The organism is Amycolatopsis sp. lyj-84 (assembly GCF_046549075.1).
Taxonomy (GTDB): domain Bacteria; phylum Actinomycetota; class Actinomycetes; order Mycobacteriales; family Pseudonocardiaceae; genus Amycolatopsis.
This window is the reverse complement of record NZ_JAJPWO010000007.1, coordinates 316653-336565: the sequence shown is the minus strand read 5'-3', so window position 1 is coordinate 336565 and position 19913 is coordinate 316653. Positions and strand designations below refer to the sequence as shown.

Annotated in this window: 17 protein-coding genes; 4 read left to right on the top strand and 13 right to left on the bottom strand. The window is 69.2% G+C overall.

Features of this window, described 5'->3' with window-relative positions; translation table 11 throughout:
* Positions 1–8: 8 nt before the first annotated feature.
* Entirely contained in the window at positions 9–296 is a 288-nt protein-coding gene (locus tag ACLJRM_RS23065; RefSeq protein ID WP_101609697.1) for an acylphosphatase, read from the bottom strand.
* Between the two features lie 201 nt (positions 297–497).
* Between ACLJRM_RS23065 and ACLJRM_RS23060 the strand changes: the two genes are divergently transcribed.
* Complete coding sequence (locus ACLJRM_RS23060; RefSeq protein ID WP_410664255.1) at positions 498–1142, top strand: hypothetical protein; 645 nt, start codon at positions 498–500, stop codon at positions 1140–1142.
* A gap of 90 nt (positions 1143–1232) precedes the next feature.
* Here the strand turns inward: ACLJRM_RS23060 and ACLJRM_RS23055 are convergent, their stop codons facing one another.
* The 6 genes from ACLJRM_RS23055 to kdpF are packed head-to-tail and all read right to left on the bottom strand — an operon-like array spanning position 1233 to position 8999.
* Complete coding sequence (locus ACLJRM_RS23055) at positions 1233–1934, bottom strand: response regulator (protein ID WP_101609698.1); 702 nt, start codon at positions 1932–1934, stop codon at positions 1233–1235.
* Positions 1931–4516 (bottom strand): sensor histidine kinase, encoded by a 2586-nt coding sequence (locus tag ACLJRM_RS23050; protein WP_101609699.1) that lies wholly within the window; start codon positions 4514–4516, stop codon positions 1931–1933. Before ACLJRM_RS23050 ends, ACLJRM_RS23055 begins: the two co-directional genes overlap by 4 nt.
* Before the next feature lie 5 nt (positions 4517–4521).
* Positions 4522–5133, bottom strand: coding sequence for a potassium-transporting ATPase subunit C (locus ACLJRM_RS23045; RefSeq protein ID WP_410664254.1), 612 nt, complete (start codon positions 5131–5133; stop codon positions 4522–4524).
* A 4-nt stretch (positions 5134–5137) separates the two neighbouring features.
* Positions 5138–7231 carry a potassium-transporting ATPase subunit KdpB gene (gene kdpB, locus ACLJRM_RS23040; protein WP_410664253.1) on the bottom strand — a complete coding sequence of 698 codons (2094 nt, stop codon included), beginning with the start codon at positions 7229–7231 and terminating at the stop codon, positions 5138–5140.
* Positions 7228–8898 (bottom strand): potassium-transporting ATPase subunit KdpA, encoded by a 1671-nt coding sequence (gene kdpA / locus ACLJRM_RS23035; protein WP_410664252.1) that lies wholly within the window; start codon positions 8896–8898, stop codon positions 7228–7230. Before kdpA ends, kdpB begins: the two co-directional genes overlap by 4 nt.
* The gene (gene kdpF, locus ACLJRM_RS23030; protein WP_020630647.1) at positions 8898–8999 is read right to left on the bottom strand and encodes a K(+)-transporting ATPase subunit F; all 102 of its coding nucleotides are present in this window, start codon (positions 8997–8999) and stop codon (positions 8898–8900) included. The genes kdpA and kdpF overlap by 1 nt, the downstream gene beginning before the upstream one ends.
* A gap of 344 nt (positions 9000–9343) precedes the next feature.
* Here kdpF and asnB point away from each other — a divergent pair, with 344 nt between their 5' ends.
* Positions 9344–11176 carry an asparagine synthase (glutamine-hydrolyzing) gene (asnB, locus tag ACLJRM_RS23025; protein WP_410664251.1) on the top strand — a complete coding sequence of 611 codons (1833 nt, stop codon included), beginning with the start codon at positions 9344–9346 and terminating at the stop codon, positions 11174–11176.
* 20 nt (positions 11177–11196) lie between these two features.
* On the opposite strand, the gene ACLJRM_RS23020 is transcribed toward asnB, so the two are convergent.
* The 4 genes from ACLJRM_RS23020 to ACLJRM_RS23005 are packed head-to-tail and all read right to left on the bottom strand — an operon-like array spanning position 11197 to position 14184.
* A complete protein-coding gene (locus ACLJRM_RS23020; RefSeq protein ID WP_410664250.1) occupies positions 11197–12117 on the bottom strand; it encodes an ABC transporter permease in 921 nt (306 codons plus the stop codon).
* A gap of 13 nt (positions 12118–12130) precedes the next feature.
* Positions 12131–12919 (bottom strand): ABC transporter permease, encoded by a 789-nt coding sequence (locus tag ACLJRM_RS23015; RefSeq protein WP_101609705.1) that lies wholly within the window; start codon positions 12917–12919, stop codon positions 12131–12133.
* 9 nt (positions 12920–12928) lie between these two features.
* Positions 12929–13792, bottom strand: a complete 864-nt coding sequence (locus ACLJRM_RS23010) for an ABC transporter ATP-binding protein (protein ID WP_410664249.1) — start codon at positions 13790–13792, stop codon at positions 12929–12931.
* A complete protein-coding gene (locus ACLJRM_RS23005; RefSeq protein WP_410664248.1) occupies positions 13789–14184 on the bottom strand; it encodes a GntR family transcriptional regulator in 396 nt (131 codons plus the stop codon). The genes ACLJRM_RS23010 and ACLJRM_RS23005 overlap by 4 nt, the downstream gene beginning before the upstream one ends.
* Positions 14185–14278: 94 nt before the next feature.
* Between ACLJRM_RS23005 and ACLJRM_RS23000 the strand changes: the two genes are divergently transcribed.
* On the top strand, positions 14279–14743 hold the full coding sequence (locus ACLJRM_RS23000; protein ID WP_410664247.1) for an NUDIX hydrolase: 465 nt from the start codon (positions 14279–14281) through the stop codon (positions 14741–14743).
* A 353-nt stretch (positions 14744–15096) separates the two neighbouring features.
* The gene (locus ACLJRM_RS22995) at positions 15097–18099 is read left to right on the top strand and encodes an AfsR/SARP family transcriptional regulator (RefSeq protein ID WP_233223011.1); all 3003 of its coding nucleotides are present in this window, start codon (positions 15097–15099) and stop codon (positions 18097–18099) included.
* Here ACLJRM_RS22995 and ACLJRM_RS22990 read toward each other — a convergent pair.
* Together ACLJRM_RS22990 and ACLJRM_RS22985 are read right to left on the bottom strand one after the other, a co-directional pair.
* The gene (locus ACLJRM_RS22990; protein ID WP_101609709.1) at positions 18096–18563 is read right to left on the bottom strand and encodes a hypothetical protein; all 468 of its coding nucleotides are present in this window, start codon (positions 18561–18563) and stop codon (positions 18096–18098) included. The two genes, ACLJRM_RS22995 and ACLJRM_RS22990, sit on opposite strands and share 4 nt — an antisense overlap.
* A gap of 340 nt (positions 18564–18903) precedes the next feature.
* Positions 18904–19905: a Gfo/Idh/MocA family oxidoreductase gene (locus tag ACLJRM_RS22985; RefSeq protein WP_101609710.1), complete on the bottom strand. Its 1002-nt coding sequence runs from the start codon at positions 19903–19905 to the stop codon at positions 18904–18906.
* Positions 19906–19913 lie beyond the last annotated feature (8 nt).

The window sequence follows — 19913 nt, the reverse complement described above, 5'->3', positions numbered from 1 at the left end:
CGGGGGCTTCAGCGCTCCACGAACCCGCGGATCCCGCCTTTCGCCGGCGACCAGCGCTCGACGACGCGATCCACACTACCGGGTGATTCTCCCGACCGTAGAGCGGTCAAAAGCCGCTCACAGTGTTCACGGACACCCTCCGCTACCACCTCGACACGGCCGTCGGCCAGATTGCCCGCGCTGCCCACGAGCCCCAGCTCGAGCGCCCGACTGCGGGTCCACCAGCGGAAACCGACACCCTGGACCCGGCCGTGCACCCACGCTGTCAGCCTGATGTGCGTTTCTTCCTCACTCACGACACCTATCGTGCACCATCCGAATGAACGCGGAGGGTGAACACAACGTTCGCCGTCGTTCGCAGACGGTGAAGCGGCGGTGATAATCTCCGCGCCGGGTCCCCACTTTGGGCTACCTCGCCCGGGTAGCCGGAGACGGCGCGCTGTTTCTCTCATCAGCCGTTTCAACTCCCCGAAGTCCCCCATCCGAGGAGCCAGCACATGCCCCGTCCCGACGGGTCTGATTCGAGCGCACGCGTGTCCGTGGCACCCCCGCGCGGCGCCACCGGCAAGCTCAACCGCGCCGGCTACGCCGTACTCGGCGTCAGCGGCCTCGTGGTGGCGACGGCCTTCGCCGCGATCGCCGAACTGGCGGGCCCCGGCGTCTCGGCCACCGCGGGCGGCACCGGCGTCCCCGGCGGGCAGGGCACGCCCGCCGGTGTCCAGCTGGTCCCCGGCAACGCCGTCCCCGGCGGCCCGATGACCGTCAGCGGCTCGCCGGTCCCCGGCGCGGCCTCCAGCTCCACCCCGCCGCCGACCACGGTGACCTCGGTCGGCCCGGACGGCAAGGAGACGACCAGCGTCGTCACCCCGCCCCCGGTGGTGCCGCCGAACCCGAACCCGGGCCCCGGCCCCGGTCCGGGCCCTGGCCCGGATCCCTCGCCGACGAAGCTGCCGCCCTCCTCGACGAAGACGACGCCGCCGACCACGCCTCCGCCCACCACGACACCGAAGCCGTCGACCGAGAACCCGCCGACGACAACCACCACCGGTGGTGGCGGTTCCAGCTCCAGTGGCGCCCCGGACTCGTCACCGGGCCGGTCCAGTGTCTCCGGTACCGACACGTCCACGAGCGCGGCTCGGTAGGCCTCACCACACGCTATGAAAGGCCCGTTACTTGCAAAATTTGCAAGTAACGGGCCTTTCATAGCATCCAGGACCGGACGAAAACCGCGCTCACATCTCGAACCGGTACCCCATCCCCGGTTCCGTCAGCAGGTGCCGCGGCCGCGAGGGTTCCGGTTCCAGCTTCCGCCGCAGCTGCGCCAGGTACACCCGCAGGTAGTGCGACTCGGTCTCGTACGAAGGACCCCACACCTCGTGCAGCAGCTGCTTCTGCGCCACCAGCCGTCCCCGGTTGCGCACCAGCAGTTCCAGCACGCCCCATTCGGTTTTGGTGAGGTGCACTTCCTTGCCGTCGCGGCGCACCTTCTTGGCCGCCAGGTCGATGCGGAACGATCCCGTGTCCACCACCGCGTCCGCACCGTCCACACTGGACGCCGCCGAACGCCGCACCGCCGCGCGCAGGCGTGCCAGGAGCTCGTCCATGCCGAAGGGTTTGGTGACGTAGTCGTCGGCGCCGGCGTCGAGGGCCTGCACCTTGTCGGCCGAGTCGCCGCGCGCGGACAGCACGATGATCGGCACCGTCGTCCAGCCGCGGAGCCCGGCGATCACTTCGGTGCCGTCGAGATCGGGCAGGCCGAGGTCGAGCACGACGACGTCGGGTTTGGTCTCGGCGACGGCCTTCAGCGCGGCCGTCCCGTCGTGCGCGGTGATCACCTTGTAGCCGCGGGCCGACAGGTTGATCCGCAGGGCTCGCACGATCTGTGGTTCGTCGTCGACGACCAGAACGGTCGCCGACGCGGTTTCTGCGTTCATCGCACCCGTTCCCCCTCTTCGTTGTCGAGAGCCTCGTCGTCGAAAGCGAGGAGGTTCTTTTCGGGATCCTGACCAACATATGCGGGCAGCGAGATGACGACGGTGAGCCCGCCGCCGGGCGTGTCCTCCGCCCGGATCCGCCCGCCCATCGCCTCGGTGAACCCCTTGGCGACCGACAGCCCCAGTCCCACGCCGGGCACGTTGTCCCGGTCTCCCCCGAGCCGCTGGAAGGGCGCGAACGCCGAGTCCGCAGTGCCCTTCTTGAGCCCCTTGCCGTGGTCGATGATGCGCAGTTCGACGTGCTCCGAATGCGTGCTGGCGCGCGCAGCCACCGGCTCGCCGGAGACGCCGTGCCGCAGCGCGTTGTCGATCACGTTCGCCACCACCCGTTCCAGCAGTCCGGGATCGGCGCAGACCGACGGCAGCCGCGCGTCGATCGCGACCACCACCGAATCCGAGTTGTCCACATTGGACAGGGCGTGCGAGACGACCTCGTCGAAGCCGACCGGGCGCAGATGCGGGCGGACCGCGCCGGTCGCCAGCCGGGAGGAGTCGAGCAGGTTGTCGATCAGCCCGGCGAGCCGGTCCGCCGACTCCTCGATCGCTTCCAGCAGTTCGTCCGTGTCCTCTTCGGACAGTGAGATGTCGGTCGCGCGCAGGCTGCCGATGGACGCCTTGATCGACGTCAGCGGCGTGCGGAGGTCGTGTCCCACGGCCGACAGCAACGCCGTGCGCAGTTCGGTCGCCTCGGCCTTGCGTTCGGCGCGGACGGCCGCCTTCGCCGTCCGCTGCTGCCGCAGCGCGAGCAACGCCTGCCCGGCGACGGCTTCCAGCACTCCCCGGTCCGAAGCGGGCAGCGCGCGTCCCCGCAGCGTCAGGTGGACGTCGGCGGTGACCGCGATGTCGGCGTCGGCCTGATCCGGGTCGGCGCAGGGATCCGTGCCGGCGCTCGCCACCCGTTTCCACTTCCCGTCCCGCTTTTCCAGCAGGGTCACCGAAGTCATCCCGAAGTTCTCGCGGACCTTCTCCAGCAGCCGCTCGATCGGGTTGGTGTGGGTGAGCACGGTGCGCGCGTACGAGGCGAGCAGCGCCGCCTCGGTCCGCGCCCGCGCGGCCTGGGTGGCCCGCCTCGCGGCGGTGTCGACGACGGCCGCGACGAGGATCGCCACCAGCACCATCGCGACCAGGGTGATCACGTTGCGCGGTTCGTGGACGGTCAGGTTGTACAGCGGCGGCGTGAAGAAGAAGTTCAGCAGCCCGGCCGAGAGCACCGCCGCGAGCAGCGCGGGCCCGAGCCCGCCCACCAGCGCGACCAGCACCGTCGCGAGCACGTAGTCGACCACGTCGGTGGAGAAGTCCAGCTGGTCCCGCAGCAGCACCCCGAGCAGGGTCGCCAGCGCCGGGAGCACCAGCGCGAGCGCCCAGCCCGACAGCCGCCGCGACGGCGTCAGCGGGCTCCGGGCGAACCGGGCGCGCAGCCGTCCGCCCGCCTGGGCGTGCGTGACCATGTGGACGTCGATCGGACCGGACCGCTGGACCACGGCCGCGCCGATGCCCTCGTCGAACAGCCTCGCCACCCGCGAACGCCGTGACGTGCCCACGACCAGCTGGGTCGCGTTCACCCCCTGCGCGAAGTCGAGCAGCGCCGTCGGCACGTCGTCGCCGACGACGGTGTGGAAGGTCGCGCCGACCTCTTCGGTCAGCTTCCGGTACTTGCCGACCGCCGTCGGCCCCATCCCGGCCAGCCCGTCCCCCCGCAGGATGTGCAGCACCTGCAGTTCGGCGCCCGCGCGGTTCGCGATCCGGCTCGCGCGGCGGATCAGCGTCTCGCTCTCCGGGCCGCCGGTGATGGACACGACCACCCGTTCGCGTGCTTCCCACGTGTCGGTGATCTTCTGCTCGGCCCGGTACCGCTGGAGGGCGACGTCGACCTGGTCGGCGACCCACAGCAGCGCGAGCTCCCGCAGCGCGGTGAGGTTGCCGGGGCGGAAGTAGTTGCCCAGCGCCGCGTCGATCCGCTCGGCGGGGTAGACGTTGCCGTGCGCGAGGCGCCGCCGCAGCGCCTCGGGCGTGATGTCGACCAGCTCCAGCTGCTCGGCCCGCCGCACGACCTCGTCGGGCACCGTCTCCTGCTGGGTGACGCCGGTGATCCGCTCGACGACGTCGTTGAGGCTCTGCAGGTGCTGGACGTTCACCGTGGAGAGGACGTCGATCCCGGCGGCGAGCAGTTCGTCGATGTCCTGCCAGCGCTTCTCGTTGCGCGAACCCGGCACGTTGGTGTGCGCGAGTTCGTCCACGACGGCGACCTCGGGCGCGCGGGCGAGCAGCGCGTCGAGGTCCATCTCCTCGAACTCGTGGTCCCGGTGCTCGGACCGGCGGCGAGGCATGGTCTCGAGCCCCTCGACGAGCTCCGCGGTCTTCTTGCGCCCGTGGGTCTCGACCAGGCCGACGACCACGTCGGTGCCCCGGTCGAGGCGGCGTCGCGCCTCGCCGAGCATCGCGAAGGTCTTGCCGACGCCCGGGGCGGCGCCGAGGTAGATCCTCAGCTCGCCCCGGCGCGGCTTGGTCGTGTTCTCGTCCACGTCTGTCAGTGTGCTCCTCCGGCCGCGTCGCGCACGGCCAAGTTGACCTTCAGCACAGTGACCCCCGGCGCACCGATCCCGGCGCCGCCCGTGTTCTCCGCCACGAGCTGCCGGACCTTCTCCTCGGAGAGGCCGGTGTTCCGCGCCACACGGGCGACCTGCAGGTCCGCGTAGGCGACGCTGATCGCCGGATCCATCCCCGATCCCGACGTCGTCACCGCGTCGGCGGGCACCTGCGACTCCTGGACCCCCTCGCGGGCGGCGATGAGCTTCTTGCGTTCCCCGATCGCGGCGACCAGGTCCTCGTTGTACGGGCCCTTGTTCGACGCGCCGGACGACGACGGGTCGCCGGGGCCGAGGGCGTCCTTCGAGCCCGCGGACGGCCGGTTGTGGAACCAGGGGTCCTTGGCCGGGTCGGCCGCGACCGGGTCGACGCCGATCAGGGACGAGCCGACGGCCTGCCCGTTCTGGGTGATGATCGAGCCTTCGGCGTTGTCTTGGAGGCCGGGGATCCGGGAGACCGCCCACACTCCCAACGGGTAGACGACACCCAGCAGGACCGTGAAGACGAGTAGGACACGCAGCCCGGCGAGGGTCTGCTTCAACAGTGCGTTCATGGGATTACCCGATTCCAGGGATGAGACGGACGAGCAGGTCGATCAGCCAGATCCCGAGGAACGGGCTGACGATGCCGCCGAGGCCGTAGACCAGCAGGTTCCGGCGCAGCAGGGCCGAAGCCGAGGACGGCTTGTACCGGACGCCGCGCAGGGCGAGCGGGATCAACCCGACGATGATCAGGGCGTTGAAGATGACCGCCGACAGGATCGCCGACTTCGGCGTCGCCAGGTTCATGATGTTGAGCGCGCCGAGCTGGGCGAAGATGCCGGTGAACATCGCCGGCAGAATGGCGAAGTACTTCGCGAGGTCGTTGGCGACGCTGAACGTGGTCAGCGCGCCGCGGGTGATCAGCAGCTGCTTGCCGATCTCCACGATCTCGATCAGCTTCGTCGGGTCGGAGTCGAGGTCCACCATGTTCCCCGCCTCCTTGGCGGCGGAGGTCCCGGTGTTCATCGCGACGCCGACGTCGGACTGCGCCAGCGCGGGGGCGTCGTTGGTGCCGTCGCCGGTCATCGCGACCAGCCGCCCGCCCTCCTGCTCCTTCTTGATCAGCGCCATCTTGTCTTCGGGCTTGGCCTCGGCGAGGTAGTCGTCGACACCCGCGTCCTGCGCGATGGCCTTGGCGGTCAGCGGGTTGTCCCCGGTGATCATCACGGTCTTGATGCCCATCGCGCGGAGCTGGACGAACCGCTCCTTCATCCCGGGTTTGACCACATCGGACAGCCGGATCACGCCGCGCACGAACGCTTTCGCGCCGTCGTACTCCGCGACCACCAGCGGGGTCCCGCCCTGCTGGCTGATCTCGTCGACGACCCGTTCGGTCTCGTCCGGCATGTCGCCGCCGCGTTCGCGGACCCACGCCCGGACGGAGGCGGTGGCCCCCTTGCGGACCTGACGCTCACCGATGTCGATACCGCTCATCCGCGTCTGCGCGGTGAACTCGACGAAGTCCGCGAGCTTCTCGTCGTCGGACGCCGTCTCCGGGAGCCCGTGCTCCCTCGCGACGAGTTCGACGATGCTGCGGCCCTCCGGCGTGCCGTCGGCGAGACTGGACAGCCTCGCCGCTTTGGCGATGTCGTCCGGAGTGGACGTTCCGACCGGGACCAGCTCGGTGGCCTTGCGGTTGCCGAAGGTGATCGTGCCGGTCTTGTCCAGCAGCAGCGTCGAGACGTCGCCTGCGGCCTCGACCGCGCGGCCGCTCGTCGCGAGCACGTTGCGCTGCACCAGCCTGTCCATCCCGGCGATGCCGATCGCGGACAGCAGTGCGCCGATCGTGGTCGGGATCAGGCAGACCAGCAACGCGGTCAGGACGATCACGGACTGCTGGCTGCCGGAGTAGCCCGCCATCGGCTGCAGCGCCACGACGGCGAGCAGGAAGATGATCGTGAGCGTCGAGAGCAGGATCGTCAGCGCGATCTCGTTCGGCGTCTTCTGCCGGGAAGCGCCTTCCACCAAGGCGATCATGCGGTCCACAAAGGACTCGCCGGGTTTGGTGGTGATCTTCACGACGACGCGGTCCGAGAGCACCGTGGTGCCGCCGGTGACCGCGCACCGGTCGCCGCCCGATTCGCGGATGACCGGGGCCGACTCGCCGGTGATGGCCGATTCGTCGACGGTCGCGATGCCCTCGACGACGTCGCCGTCACCCGGGATGACCTGACCGGCCTCGACGACCACGAGGTCGCCGACGCGCAGGTCGGCACCCGGCACGTTCTCCTCGTCGCCGTCCTCGGTGAGGCGGCGCGCGATGGTCTCCTTCTTGCTGCGCCGCAGGGTTTCCGCCTGCGCCTTGCCCCGGCCCTCCGCGACGGCCTCGGCGAGGTTCGCGAACAGGACGGTGAACCACAGCCAGATCGTGATGAGGATGGTGAACACGCTCGGGTCGGTGACGGCGAAGACCGTCGTCAGCGCCGAGCCGATCCACACCACGAACATGACCGGGTTGGCCAGCTGGTGCTTGGGGTTCAGCTTGCGCAGCGCCTCCGGGAGGGAGGTCAGCAGCTGGCGGGGACTGAAGATCCCGACACCGACCCGGCCGGTGTTCTCCACCTGGTGCTGCGACAGTTCTTCAGGGGTTCGTTCTCGAGTGACGGTCATGCGAGTGCCTCTGCGATGGGCCCGAGCGCGAGCGCCGGGATGAAGGTGAGGGCCGCGACGAGCACGATCGTGCCCGCGAGCATCGTGCCGAAGAGCGGTCCGGTGGTGGGCAGCGTGCCCGCGGTCTCCGGGACCTTCCGTTGCGAGGCAAGGGATCCGGCCAGGCACAGCACGGCGATGATCGGGATGAACCGGCCGAGCAGCATCGCCACCGACAGCGAGGACTGGAACCAGTCGTTCGTCACGGTGAGCCCGCCGAACGCGCTGCCGTTGTTGTTGCCCGCCGAGGCGTAGGCGTAAAGAACTTCGGAGAGGCCGTGCGCGCCCGAGTTCGTCATGGCGGCCGGGGTGTCGGCCAGCGTGAGCGCGATACCGGAGCCGAGCAGGACCACGGTCGGCATCGCCAGCATGGCGACGGCCGCGCAGGTGACCTCGCGCTTGCCGAGCTTCTTGCCCAGGTACTCCGGGGTCCGGCCGACCATCAGCCCGGCGAGGAACATCGCGATCACGGCCATCACCAGGATGCCGTAAAGACCGGTGCCCACCCCACCCGGCGAGATCTCGCCCAGCAGCATGTTGAGCAGGACCCCGCCGCCGCCGAGCCCGCTGTAGCTGTCGTGCGCGCCGTTGACCGCGCCGGTCGACGTGCCGGTGGTCGCGGTGGCGAACAGCGAGCTCAGGCCGATGCCGAACCGCTGTTCCTTGCCTTCCAGGTTCGCCCCGGCGGCCAAGGACGCGGGACCGCTCGCGTGGGCTTCGGACAGCCAGGTCACCGTGAGCATCGCGGTGAACAGCGTGGCCATCACCGAGAGCAGGACGTAGCCCTGTTTGGTGTTGCCGACGAGCTTGCCGAACGTCCGGGTCAGCGAGACCGGGATGACCAGGATCAGGAAGATCTCGATCAGGTTGGTCCAGGCGCTGGGGTTCTCGAAGGGGTGGGCGGAGTTGGCGTTGAAGATGCCGCCGCCGTTGGTGCCGAGTTCCTTGATGGCTTCCTGACTCGCGGCTGGCGCCAAGGCGATCTTGCTGGTGCTACCGTCGGGATTGAGGACGTCGACACCGCTCTTGAGGCTCTGGACGACGCCGAGCGCGATCAGTGCGATCGCGGCCACGAACGCGATCGGCAGCAGGATCCGGATCGTGCCGCGGGTCAGGTCCACCCAGAAGTTGCCGAGACGGTCGGTCTTCGCGCGGACGAACCCGCGGACGACCGCGACGGCGACCGAAAGGCCCACGGCGGCGGACAGGAAGTTCTGCACGGTCAGCCCGGCCATCTGGACGAAGTGGCCCATGGTCGCTTCGGGGCTGTAGGACTGCCAGTTCGTGTTGGTCACGAAGCTGACGGCGGTGTTGAAGGCGACCGCCGGCGAGACCGGTTCCTTGCCGAGGCTCCACGGCAGGATCGACTGCAACCGCTGAAGCAGATACAGGAAGACGACGGAGACGAACGAGAAGCCGATCACGGCGGACGCGTAGGTCTTCCAGTGCTGTTCCGATCCGGGGTTCACCCGGAACAGGCGGTACAGGCCGCGTTCGGCCTTGGTGTGCTTCTCGATCGAAGACACAGTGAAGACGCGCGCCATGTAATCGCCGAGTGGCCGGTAGACCACCGCGAGCGCGACGAGGAGGAGGCCGGCCTGCAAGAGGCCGGCCATGACGTCTGACATCAGAATTTCTCCGGCCTGACCAGTGCGATGAACAAATAGACGATCAGCCCCAGCGCCAGCAGTCCGCCGACGACGTTGGCCACGGTTCCCGTGCCGGTCACAGCTTCTCCAGACCGCGCAGGGTCAGAGCGAGAACCACGAATACGCCGATCAGGAGCACGGCGTAGAGCAAGTCGGCCACTAGGCACCTCTCAGGACAGGTCACCCCATCGGTGACCAGGACCTCGCAACAGTGCGCTGGTTACGGGCCTTCGAGACCTCTGCCTGACGGCCTCTTGATGCCCCGATCGGGTGCCTTTACGACTTCTTGATGCCCGGTGACCTGTCCCACAGACGGTGACGCACTGCGGACGGAGCGTGCAATTCGGGCAGACAAGCCGGTCGATGCGTGTTACACCAGTGTTACGGATAGTTGTATGTGCTAACTAATCACCAGGAGGTAGCGATGTGCGGAATCGCAGGGTGGGTCTCCTTCGACACGGATCTGACTCAGCGCCGGGAGGTCGTCGACGCGATGACCGAGACCATGGCGTGCCGTGGTCCTGACGACTCGGGCACCTGGGTCCGGCCGAACGTGGCGCTGGGCCACCGCCGTCTCGCGATCATCGATCTGCCGGGCGGCAGGCAGCCGATGGCCGAAGCCGGACTGGCCGCCATGGTCTACAGCGGCGAGGCGTACAACTTCACCGAGCTCCGCCAGGAACTTTCCCAGCGGGGCCACAAATTCGAGACCGACAGCGACACCGAGGTCGTGCTCCACGGCTACCTGGAGTGGGGCGACGAGGTCGTCGATCACCTCAACGGCATGTACGCCTTCGCGATCTGGGACGAGCGCGACGAGAAGCTCGTGATGATCCGCGACCGCATGGGCATCAAGCCGTTCTACTACTACCCGACCTCGGACGGCGTCCTGTTCGGCTCCGAGCCGAAGGCGATCCTCGCCAATCCCTTGGCGCGCAAGGTGGTCGACACCGACGGCGTGCGCGAGCTGATGTCCATGACCAAGACGCCGGGCTGGTCGCTGTGGAAGGGCATGTACGAGGTCGGGCCGGGCACGATCGTCACCGTCGACCGTTCCGGGATCCGCACGCGGACGTACTGGAAGCTCGACGCGAAGCAGCACACGGACGACCAGGAGACCACGGTCGAGCGGGTCCGCGAGCTGATGACCGACATCGTCCACCGCCAGCTGATCGCGGACGTGCCCCGCTGCGTCCTGTTGTCCGGCGGGCTCGACTCCAGCGCCGTCACCGGTCTCGCGGCGGCGCGGCTGGCCGAGCAGGGCGAGCGGCTGCGCACGTTCTCGGTCGACTTCCAGGGCCAGGAGGAGAACTTCCAGCCGGACGAGGTGCGGGACACCCCGGACTCGCCGTTCATCCGCGACGTCGCGGACCTGGTCGGCTCCGAGCACCAGGACGTCATCCTGAACCCCGCCGAACTCAGCGACCCCGAGATCCGCCGCAAGGTGCTGACCGCGCGGGACATCCCGGCCGGGCTCGGCGACATGGACACCTCGCTGTACCTGCTGTTCAAGGCGATCCGCGCGGAGTCGACGGTGGCGCTGTCCGGCGAGTCCGCCGACGAGGTCTTCGGCGGCTACCGCTGGTTCCACGACGAAGCCGCGGTGAACTCGGGAACGTTCCCCTGGCTCGCCTTCCGGATGGGGCTCACCAGCGAGCGGGGTGCGTTGCTGCGCGAGGACGTCCGGACCAAGCTGGACCTGCCCGGTTACATCGCCGACCAGTACAGCACCGCCGTCGCCCAGGTCGAACACCTCGACGGGGAGAGCGAGCAGGACCGGAAGATGCGGACGGTCTGCAACCTCCACCTCTCCCGGTTCGTGCGGATGCTGCTGGACCGCAAGGACCGGGCGTCGATGGCCGTCGGGCTCGAGGTGCGGGTGCCGTTCTGCGACCACCGCCTCGTCGAGTACGTCTACAACACGCCGTGGTCGCTGAAGACGTTCGACGGCAGGGAAAAGAGCCTGCTGCGGCACGCCACGAAGCACGTCCTGCCCGCTTCGGTGCGTGACCGGGTCAAGAGCCCGTATCCGTCCACTCAGGACCCGGGCTACGCGGCGGCGTTGCAGCAGCAGGCCAAGGAGGCCCTGACCGAACGGGACAACCCGGTGTTCTCCCTGGTGGACCGGGACTGGCTGCACCGGGTGTCCGAAGTGGACCCGGCGACGATGTCCTCGGCCCAGCGCTCCGGCATCGACCGGGCGCTGGACCTCTACCACTGGTTCGATCTGTATCAGCCTGAACTGCAGCTGGACTGAGGTTTCGGTCCGCCGCCGTCTCAGCGACGGCGGCGGACCGTTCCCCCTACCGCGACACCCCCGAGCACCGCGGTCGCGGCGAGCAGGATGCCCGCCTCGGTCCACTGGAACCGCCAGAACCGGCTGGTGGGCTGGTAGACGGTGAAGTCCTGATAGCCCGCCGCCAGAGCGCACTCGCTCTTCCCCAGCCCCAGCGGGCAGCCGGGCACGTCGTCCAGCGAACTCATCTCGCGGCCGTCCGGCGCGACCCTGCCCACCTCGATGATCAGAGCCCCCGTCGCGGCCGGATCGGGACCGAGCGTGCGCACCGGCTCGGCGTAATTCGGCCTCAGGACGAGCAAGGCGATCGCGGCCGCGAGGAACACCGCGACCGTGATCGCGATGGCGGGCAAGGTCTTGCGCACCAGCACCCCGGCGGCCGTACCGAGGGTGAAGGCGAACAGCCACCAGGCGGCGGGCGCGATCCCGACCGCACCGAAGTAGGACGTCTCGACGAAGGTCTGCGCCTTGCCGGGGAACAGTTCCAGCCACCGGCCGAACATCTGCCCCGACGCGAGCCCGGCCAGCGTCGCGCATCCGGCGAGGACGCCGAACTTGACGGCCAGCCAGTGCCCGCGGCCGATCGACTGCGTCCACGCGAGCTGATGGGTGTTGCGCTCGTACTCCCTGGCGAGCAGCGGAGCGCCCCAGAAGACACCCGCCAGCAACGGAACGAACGGCAGCATCGCGATCAGCGGGTAGATCTTCTGGTAGAGATCCTCCAGCCCCGCGTCGTACTCGCGGCACGGGGTGCCGCCTCCGTGACAGTACAAGGAGATCTCGCCGTTCGAGGCGTCCTTGGCGATCTGCGCGGACATGAGCAGGACGCGACAGAGCACGGCGAGGAACCCCAAGGTGACGAGCAGCTGAGTGCGGTGCTGCCGCCAGGTGAGCCAGAGCAAGGAATATCCCTTTCTAGGAGCGGCGTCGGATGGCGAAGGTCGCGGCGACGACGAGCAGGAGCGAGACGCCCGTCAGGATCGCGGCTTCGGTCCACTGGAAACGCCAGTACCAGTCCTGCGGCAGGACCTTGAGCGCGGTGATCTCACCGGCGGCGTCCCGGACCATCTCCACCACCCGGCCGGTGGGTTCCGAACTCAGGGGGACGAGCTCGGGTTCCGCGTAGGAGTCCCGGAAGTTGCTCACGCCGATCATCAGGCCGACGGTCACCGCGATGGTGACGGCGATGGCGGGCAGGGTCTTGCGGAGGAGCGCGCCCGCGGCGGTGCCGAGCACGAATCCGAAGAGCCACCACGCGCCGGGAGCGACGCCGGTCATCGCGAACAGGACGGGATTGTCGAAGCGACTGGTGAAGGCCGTGTCGCCGCGATCGGTCGGGAAGACCTCCACCCAGCGCTGCATCATCGCGCCGAACGCGAGACCGCCCAGGGTGGCGAGCACGGCGAGGAACCCCAGTTTCACGCCGAGCCAGCGGAACCGCGAGATCGACTGGGTCCAGGCGAGTTTCGTGGTGCCGCGTTCGAACTCGGCCGCGACCAGCGGCGCGCCCCAGAAGACGCCGATCGCCACCGGCACGACCTGCAGCCAGGAAAGGTAGGTGTACAGGTCTTTGAAGAGCTTCGCCGGATCAAGACTGTCCGCCGCGGCGTTCCCGTTGATCAGCAACAGGATCCCGACGACGACCAGCAGGCCCGCCGTGATCAGGAGTTGCATGCGGTGCTGGCGGTAGGTGAGCCAAAGCATCGTCGCCCCTTACGCCGAAGCCAGTGTCGGGCGAGGCAGGCTCGCGGATTCGGGTCGCCGGAGGTAGGCGAGGACGAGCTCCTCCAGGTTCGCGGGCCTTTCGGTCCACTGTGGACCGAGCGGGACCGGTCCGGTGCGGGCGAAGACGGTCGCCTGCCGTCCGGCTCGCGCCTCGTCCACGACCGCGACGCGTTTGGCCAGCGCGTCGGCCTCCTCCGCGGGCACGGAAAGGATCCGGTGCCCGGCGACGAGTTCGTCGATGTCGCCGCTGACCTGGACGCGGCCGCCGTTGAGGACGATCAGCCAGTCGCAGGTGTTCTCCAGATCGGAGACGACGTGCGAGGAGAGCAGGACGGTCATGCCGGTTTCGGCGACCGCCTCCATCAGCCCGCGCATGACCTCGTGGCGGGCCAGCGGGTCGAGGTTCGCGAGCGGCTCGTCGAGTACCAGCAGGTCCGGGCGTTTCGCGAGCGCGAGGGTGAGCGCGACCTGCGCGCGCTGCCCGCCGGACAGCTTGCCGACCTTGTGTTTCAAGGGAAGCCGCAGCGAATCGATGCGTTTGAGCGCGAACTCGTCGTCCCAGCCGGGGTTGAGGCGCCTGCCGAACTCAAGCATCTCGGCGATGCTGAAGCCGGGGTACAACGGCTTGTCCTGGGCGAGGAACGCGGAGGTTCCTTGGATCGAGACCGAACCGACGGTCGGGTCGAGCAACCCGACGGCCAGATGCAGGAAGGTCGTCTTGCCGGCGCCGTTGGGCCCGACGAGGGCGACGACACGTCCTTTCGGGACGGAGAGGGAGCAGTCGCGCAGCGCCCACTTGCGGCGGTAACTCTTGCCGAGGCCGGTGGCCTCGATGACGGGTTTATCGGTCATGCGGATCGCTCTCCTCGAAAGCCATCGACCATCACCGAGGTGAACAACGCCTCGACGTCTTCCTGATCCAGACCGGATTCCCTCGCGTCGCGGACCCAGACCCCCAGGCTCTTCCGCAACCGCGTGTGCTCCGCGAACGAAGCGCCTCCCAGCGTTTTCTGGACGAAGGTGCCGAGGCCCGGCTTTCCCTCGACGAGCCCTTCTCGCTCCAGCTCGCGATAGGCCTTGAGGACGGTGTTGGGGTTGATCGCCAGCTCGGCGACCACCTCCTTCGCCGTCGGCAGCCGGTCCCCCGGCTCCAGCAATCCCAGCCGGAGGGCGTTTTTGACCTGCTGGACGAGCTGGACGTACGTCGCGACGCCCGAGCCCTTGTCCAGGTGGAAGGTGACCACTGGCAACACCCTTTCACTAATTAAGTAGTGAAAGGGTGGAGGACGGCGGGCATGCTTGTCAAGCCGGAACCTGGCGAGAAGACAGGAGAATCCCGTGAGCACCTCCCCGCCGAGGATTCGCGTCGCGGCCTACGTCATCCGACCGCTACCACGGCCCGAGCTCCTGATCTTCGAGCACGTCGACGCTCCCAAAGCCGGGCGACAAGTCCCAGCCGGAGGAGTCAAGGCTGACGAAGGTCTTCCGAAGGCGGTGCTGCGAGAAGTCGCCGAGGAAACCGGACTGACCGGTGTCACGATCGTCCGGGCGTTGACGACCGAGGACAAACCCCACCCCGAGACCGGACGATCACGCCGTACCACCTACTTCCACCTGGTGGCGCCTACCGGCACGGCCGATGACTGGATACATCGTGTCGAGGGGACAGGCGGCGACACCGGTATGACGTTCGCCTGCCGGTTCCACGTGCTTCCGTTGCGGTATCCGCTGGCCGACGACCAGGACGCCTGGCTCGGCCTGATCGATCCCGCGTTGGCCACCGGCCCCGCGCGGCGCGAGTAGTCCTCTACTCGCGGAAAGTCCTGGCATGGGCGGGCCGGTCGCGGCCCGCCCACCCATCCCCCAGGACGTCGCCGGAAGACGGCGACGAGAAACCCCAGCCCCAGTCAAGAAGAAGCGCCAGTCCGACGACACGGGGGAAGACGTCGAGCTGGCACTACCCCCAACCCCCACCGCCGTTAGAAGGCGGTGCCTGTGCAAGTTGAAGGTGTCCACCGTCGTACCGGAACCGAATGGGGGGTCCTGCCCGTCTTGTTGGTTGGGCACGGTTCCGGCGACGGGTCCTCGGTGGACACCCGGCAACTATCGCGGCGGCCGGATGCAGGGCGCTTGCACTACGCTTGCAGGCTCTGACGATGGTGGGCGGAGGTGGCCGGGTGGAGTTCCGCGTCCTCGGCGCCGTCGAGGCGTGGGCCGGTGACGGTCAGGTCGATCTCGGCTCGCCCAAACAACGGCTCGTACTGGCGGTTCTGCTGCTGGAGGCGGGTAAACCGGTACCGCGTGACCGGATCATCGACCTGCTGTGGCCCGAAGAGCCACCGGCGAGCGCCCGGAACACCGTTCAAGCGCTGGTGTCCCGGCTGCGGGCGGTGTTCCGCGGCGCGGGCGGGCCGGAGATCGTCTCCGAGGGGACCCGTTACCTGCTCAGGGTCGAGCCGCGCGAGGTCGACCTGCACCGCTTCACCGAGCTGACGGCGCAAGCCCGCAAGGCCGACGACGAAACCGCCGTCGACCTCTTCGACGAGGCGCTCGGGCTGTGGCGCGGCGAGGCGTTGTCCGACGTCGTGAGCGGCGAGGTCGCCCAGCGGCTCCGCGGTGGCATGAACGAAGCACGCTGGACGGCGCTGGAAGATCGTGCCGAAGCGCAGTTGCGGCTCGGCCGAGGCCGTCAGGTCCTCGCGGAACTGATCGAACTGGTCGCCGCGCAGCCGTTGCGGCAGCGGTTCGTCGGGCAGCTCATGCTCGCGCTGCACCGCGAAGGCCGCACCGACGACGCCCTCGAGGCATTCCGCTCCCTGCGCGACAGGCTGGGCACCGAACTCGGCCTCGATCCCTCGCCGGAGCTGCGGAAACTCGAAACCGCCATCCTCGCCGCCGATCCCGCTCTGGAACCGGCCGCGGCCTCGGTCAAACCCGAGCCGGTCCGCCCGGCGCAGCTGCCGCACGACGTCCGGGGGTTCGCCGGGCGCGCGGCCGAGCTGGAGCGGCTCGACGAGGCGACCCGTCACGCGGGCGAGGGCACCGACATCTGGGTGATCAGCGGGACCGCGGGCGTCGGCAAGACCGCGCTCGCGGTCCGCTGGGCCCATCGCGTCCGCGACGCGTTCCCCGACGGGCAGCTCTACCTCGACCTGCGCGGATTCGACCCCGACCACGAACCGCTCACCCCGGCCGTCGCGCTCACCCAGCTCTTGCAAGCGCTCGGCACCGCGCCCAAGGCCATCCCGCCGGACACCGACACGCGGGCCGCGCTCCTGCGTTCCCTCCTCGCCGACAACAAGGTCCTGCTGGTCCTCGACAACGTGCGCGACACCGGTCAGGTGCTGCCGTTGCTGCCGCCGTCGGGCACGGTCCTGGTCACCAGCCGCCAGCGGCTCGGCGACCTCATCGCCCGCACCGGCGCCCGGGCGCTCCCGCTGTCCGTCCTGCCCGCCGAAGACGCGCGGCATCTGCTGGAAGCCGTGCTCGGCAGCGAAACCGTCGCCGCCGAGGCGGGCGCGGCGGCGGAGCTGGCCCGGCTGTGCGGGCATCTCCCGCTCGCCCTCCGGATCGCGGCGGCCAACCTCGGCGCGAGCGGTGAACCCGAGATCGCCGAATTCGCCCGCGAGCTGGCCGGTGGCGACCCGCTGGCGGAACTGACCGTCGACGGTGCCGAGGAAAGCGCCGTGACCACGGCGTTCGGCGTCTCCTACCGGGCGCTTCCCGAAGAGCACCGCCTGCTGTTCCGACGGCTCGCGCTGGTCCCGGGCCAGACGTTCACCGCCTCCGCCGCCCAGGCGCTGACCGGCGCGACGCGGGGCAACCAGCTGCTCAAGGCACTCGCCGCGGCTCATCTGATCGAGCGCTACACCCCGGGGCGCTACCGGTTCCACGACCTTCTCCGCAGTTTCGCGGCAGGCCGCACGCTGTCGGAGGACACGAAGTCCGATCGCGACGCCGCGGAGAGGCGGCTCTTCGAGAGCTATCTGACCACCGCCGACGCCGCGGGCCGCGTCCTCATCCCGCATTTTCTTCGCCTGCCGCGCGAAGAACCGGAGGACAAACCCTTCGCCGACACCGAAGAGGCGCTGGCCTGGCTCGACGCCGAGTGGCCGAACCTCGCCGCCGCCGTCGAGCACGGCGCCGAACACGGGCCACCCGAGTTCTCCTGGCACCTCGCCGACGCGCTCCGCGCCTTCTTCCACCAGCGTGGCCATCACGCGGAATGGATCGACACGGCCTCGACGGCGCTCAAGGCCGCCCGCCGCAGCGACGCCGGACAAGCCCAAGCGGCGATGCATCTGAGCATCGCGCTCGCCTGCGTCAACAGCGGCCGCTACGACGAGGCACGCGAACACCTCACCAGCGCCTTGCGCGGCGACCTCCTCGAAGGCTGGGACGCCGGTCGCGCGGCCGTGCTCAACAACTTGAGCGCCGTGCACCAGCGCCTCGGCGATCCGCAGGAGGCGATCCGCTGCGGGCTGGAATCCCTGCGGCTGTGCGAAGAGCTGTCCATGCCGGGTATCTCGATGGCGCTGGCGAACCTCGGTTTCCCGTACTGGCAGACAGGTCAGCTCGACGAGGCGCTCGCCAACTTCACCCGCGCGCTCGCGGTCGCCGAACGGGACGGCGCCCGGTTCAGCGTCGCGGTGCTGCTGGTCGACCTCGGCACCGTGCACCGCGATCTCGGCCTGCCCGACGACGCCTACGACTTCTACACCCGCGCGCTCGCGGCCAACCGCGAACTCGGCTACACCTACGGCGAGGCCACTGCCCTGTCCGGCCGGGCCGTCCTCGAAAGCATGCGCGACCCGAGCGAGCAGAACCGCGCGGACGCGCTCGAAGCCGTCGAACTCACCCGCAAGATCGGCGACCGGGGCACCGAGGCGTGGACACTCGTCGGACTCGGCGAAGTCTGCCTGCGGCTCGGCCTGCCCGAGGAGGCCGCCGAGCATCAGCGGCTCGCGTTGTCGATCGCGCGGACGACCAGCTTCTTCTGGTGTGAGGCCGCCGCGCGGACCGGGCTCGCGGAAACGCTGCTGGAACTCGGAAAGCTCGAAGAGGCCAGGACACACGGCGAGCTGGCGCTGGAACTCGCCGCACGCTCCGGCTACCGGCCTGTCGAGGAACGCGCGAAGCTGATCCTGGACAAGCTCTAGCCGCGCGGCTTCTCGTACGACCTGACGCTGCCGGCGATCGCCGCCATGCTCGCCGTCAGGATGCTGAAGATGACCGCCAGCGCGATGGCGACGCCGTTGCTCTTGTCGAAGCCGAAGATCCACTTGAGCTGAGCGTCGAGGGGCGTGCCCCACAGCAGCGGTGCCGCGATGAGCATCGCCACCGCGAAGAGCGCGCACAGTCCGAACAGTGTCCACGCGCCGGAAATCCTGCGGGCGAACGTGAATCCCGCCGTGACCACCAGCGCGCCGGTGCTGATGACGCCGAAGGCCACGTTCTGCATCTCCACGCCGGACCACTGACCGGTCGCCCCGTTGGCGTGGACGACGTTGTAGAGCACGAACCAGACGAGCATCCCGGCGGTGAGCAGCGCCAGGCTCCCGGCGATCATCGCCGCCGCGGCGTTCGCCCTCGGCTTGGACGGCGGCTGACCATACGGCTGCATCGCACTCCTCACGCTTCCGGCGACCCGAACCCGCCGCCCCTCGAGATCCGCGATCACTGTAGCCAAACGGTGTCGATGGTGGCGGTCGTGGCAGCAAGCTGCCTTCCAGGCGACCACGGTGCCGAATCGTGGTGGGTCTCGTGAGTGGCTAGGACGGTTATCGAGGAGAAGGGCAAACGTGGCGTGCTCGTGCCGTTTTCGGTGTCGGTCGTGGGGTGGGTGTGGTGAAAGCCTCGTTCGCAACGGTGAAGGCCACACCAGCCTCCTGGGACGTCGCGAACACGCCATGTTTGCCCTGCCACCCAAGAGAACCGCCCTTACCACTCACGAGGCACGTGAGTCAGACGCGTACCTCGTCCACCCTGACTGGGCGGCGTTCCCGGCGGGAGACCTCGCACGCCTCGGCGATGTAGAACGCCTCCAGCGCGTCCGCCGCTCCGCACGGGCTCGGCGCGCGACCGGCCGCGACGTCGAGGAAAGCCTTCAGCTCACTGATGTACGCGGGCCGGAAGCGTTCCATGAAACCGGGATAGGCCGGACCGGGCAACGGCTGGACGCCGGGTTCCACCGAGGTCAGCGGCGCGCGATCGTCCAGGCCCACCACGGCGTTCCCCGCCGAGCCGAGTACTTCCAGTCGGACGTCGTAGCCAGCGCCGTTGTAGCGCGTCAGCGAGACGACGGCCAGCGTTCCGTCGTCCAGGGTCAGGGTCGCGGCCGCGGTGTCGACGTCACCGGCGTCGGCGAAGAACTGCTCGCCCTTGTTCGTCCCGACGGCGTAGACCTCGACGACCTCACGGCCGCTGACGTACCGGACGACGTCGAAGTCGTGCACTCCGCAGTCCCGGAACAGGCCACCGGAATGCGCGACGTACTCCGCGGGCGGCGGCGCCGGGTCCAGGGTGGTCGCGCGCAAGGTGTGCAGCCAGCCGAGCTCTCCCGACGCCACCGCGGCCCGGGCGGCCGCGTAGCCGGCGTCGAACCGGCGCTGGAAGCCGATCTGCACCGGTACGTCCGAACCGGAGATCTTGTCGATCACCGCGAGCGTGCCCGGGATGTCGGCGGCGACCGGCTTTTCGCAGAACACCGGGATCCCCGCGTCGACCGCCGTGAGGATCAGTTCCGGATGCGCGTCCGTCGCCGCGGCGATCACCAGTCCGTCCAAAGAGGACGCGAAAAGCGCGGGGATGTCCGCCGCCGCTTCGACGCCGAGTTTCGCCGCGGCCGCCTGGGCGCGGCCGGCGTCGACGTCGGCGACGACCACGGAGGAAACCTCGTCGAAGCTCTTCAAGGTCTCGGCGTGCGAAGTGCCGATCCGGCCGGTGCCGGCGAGTCCCAACCTCATTCTCGCAA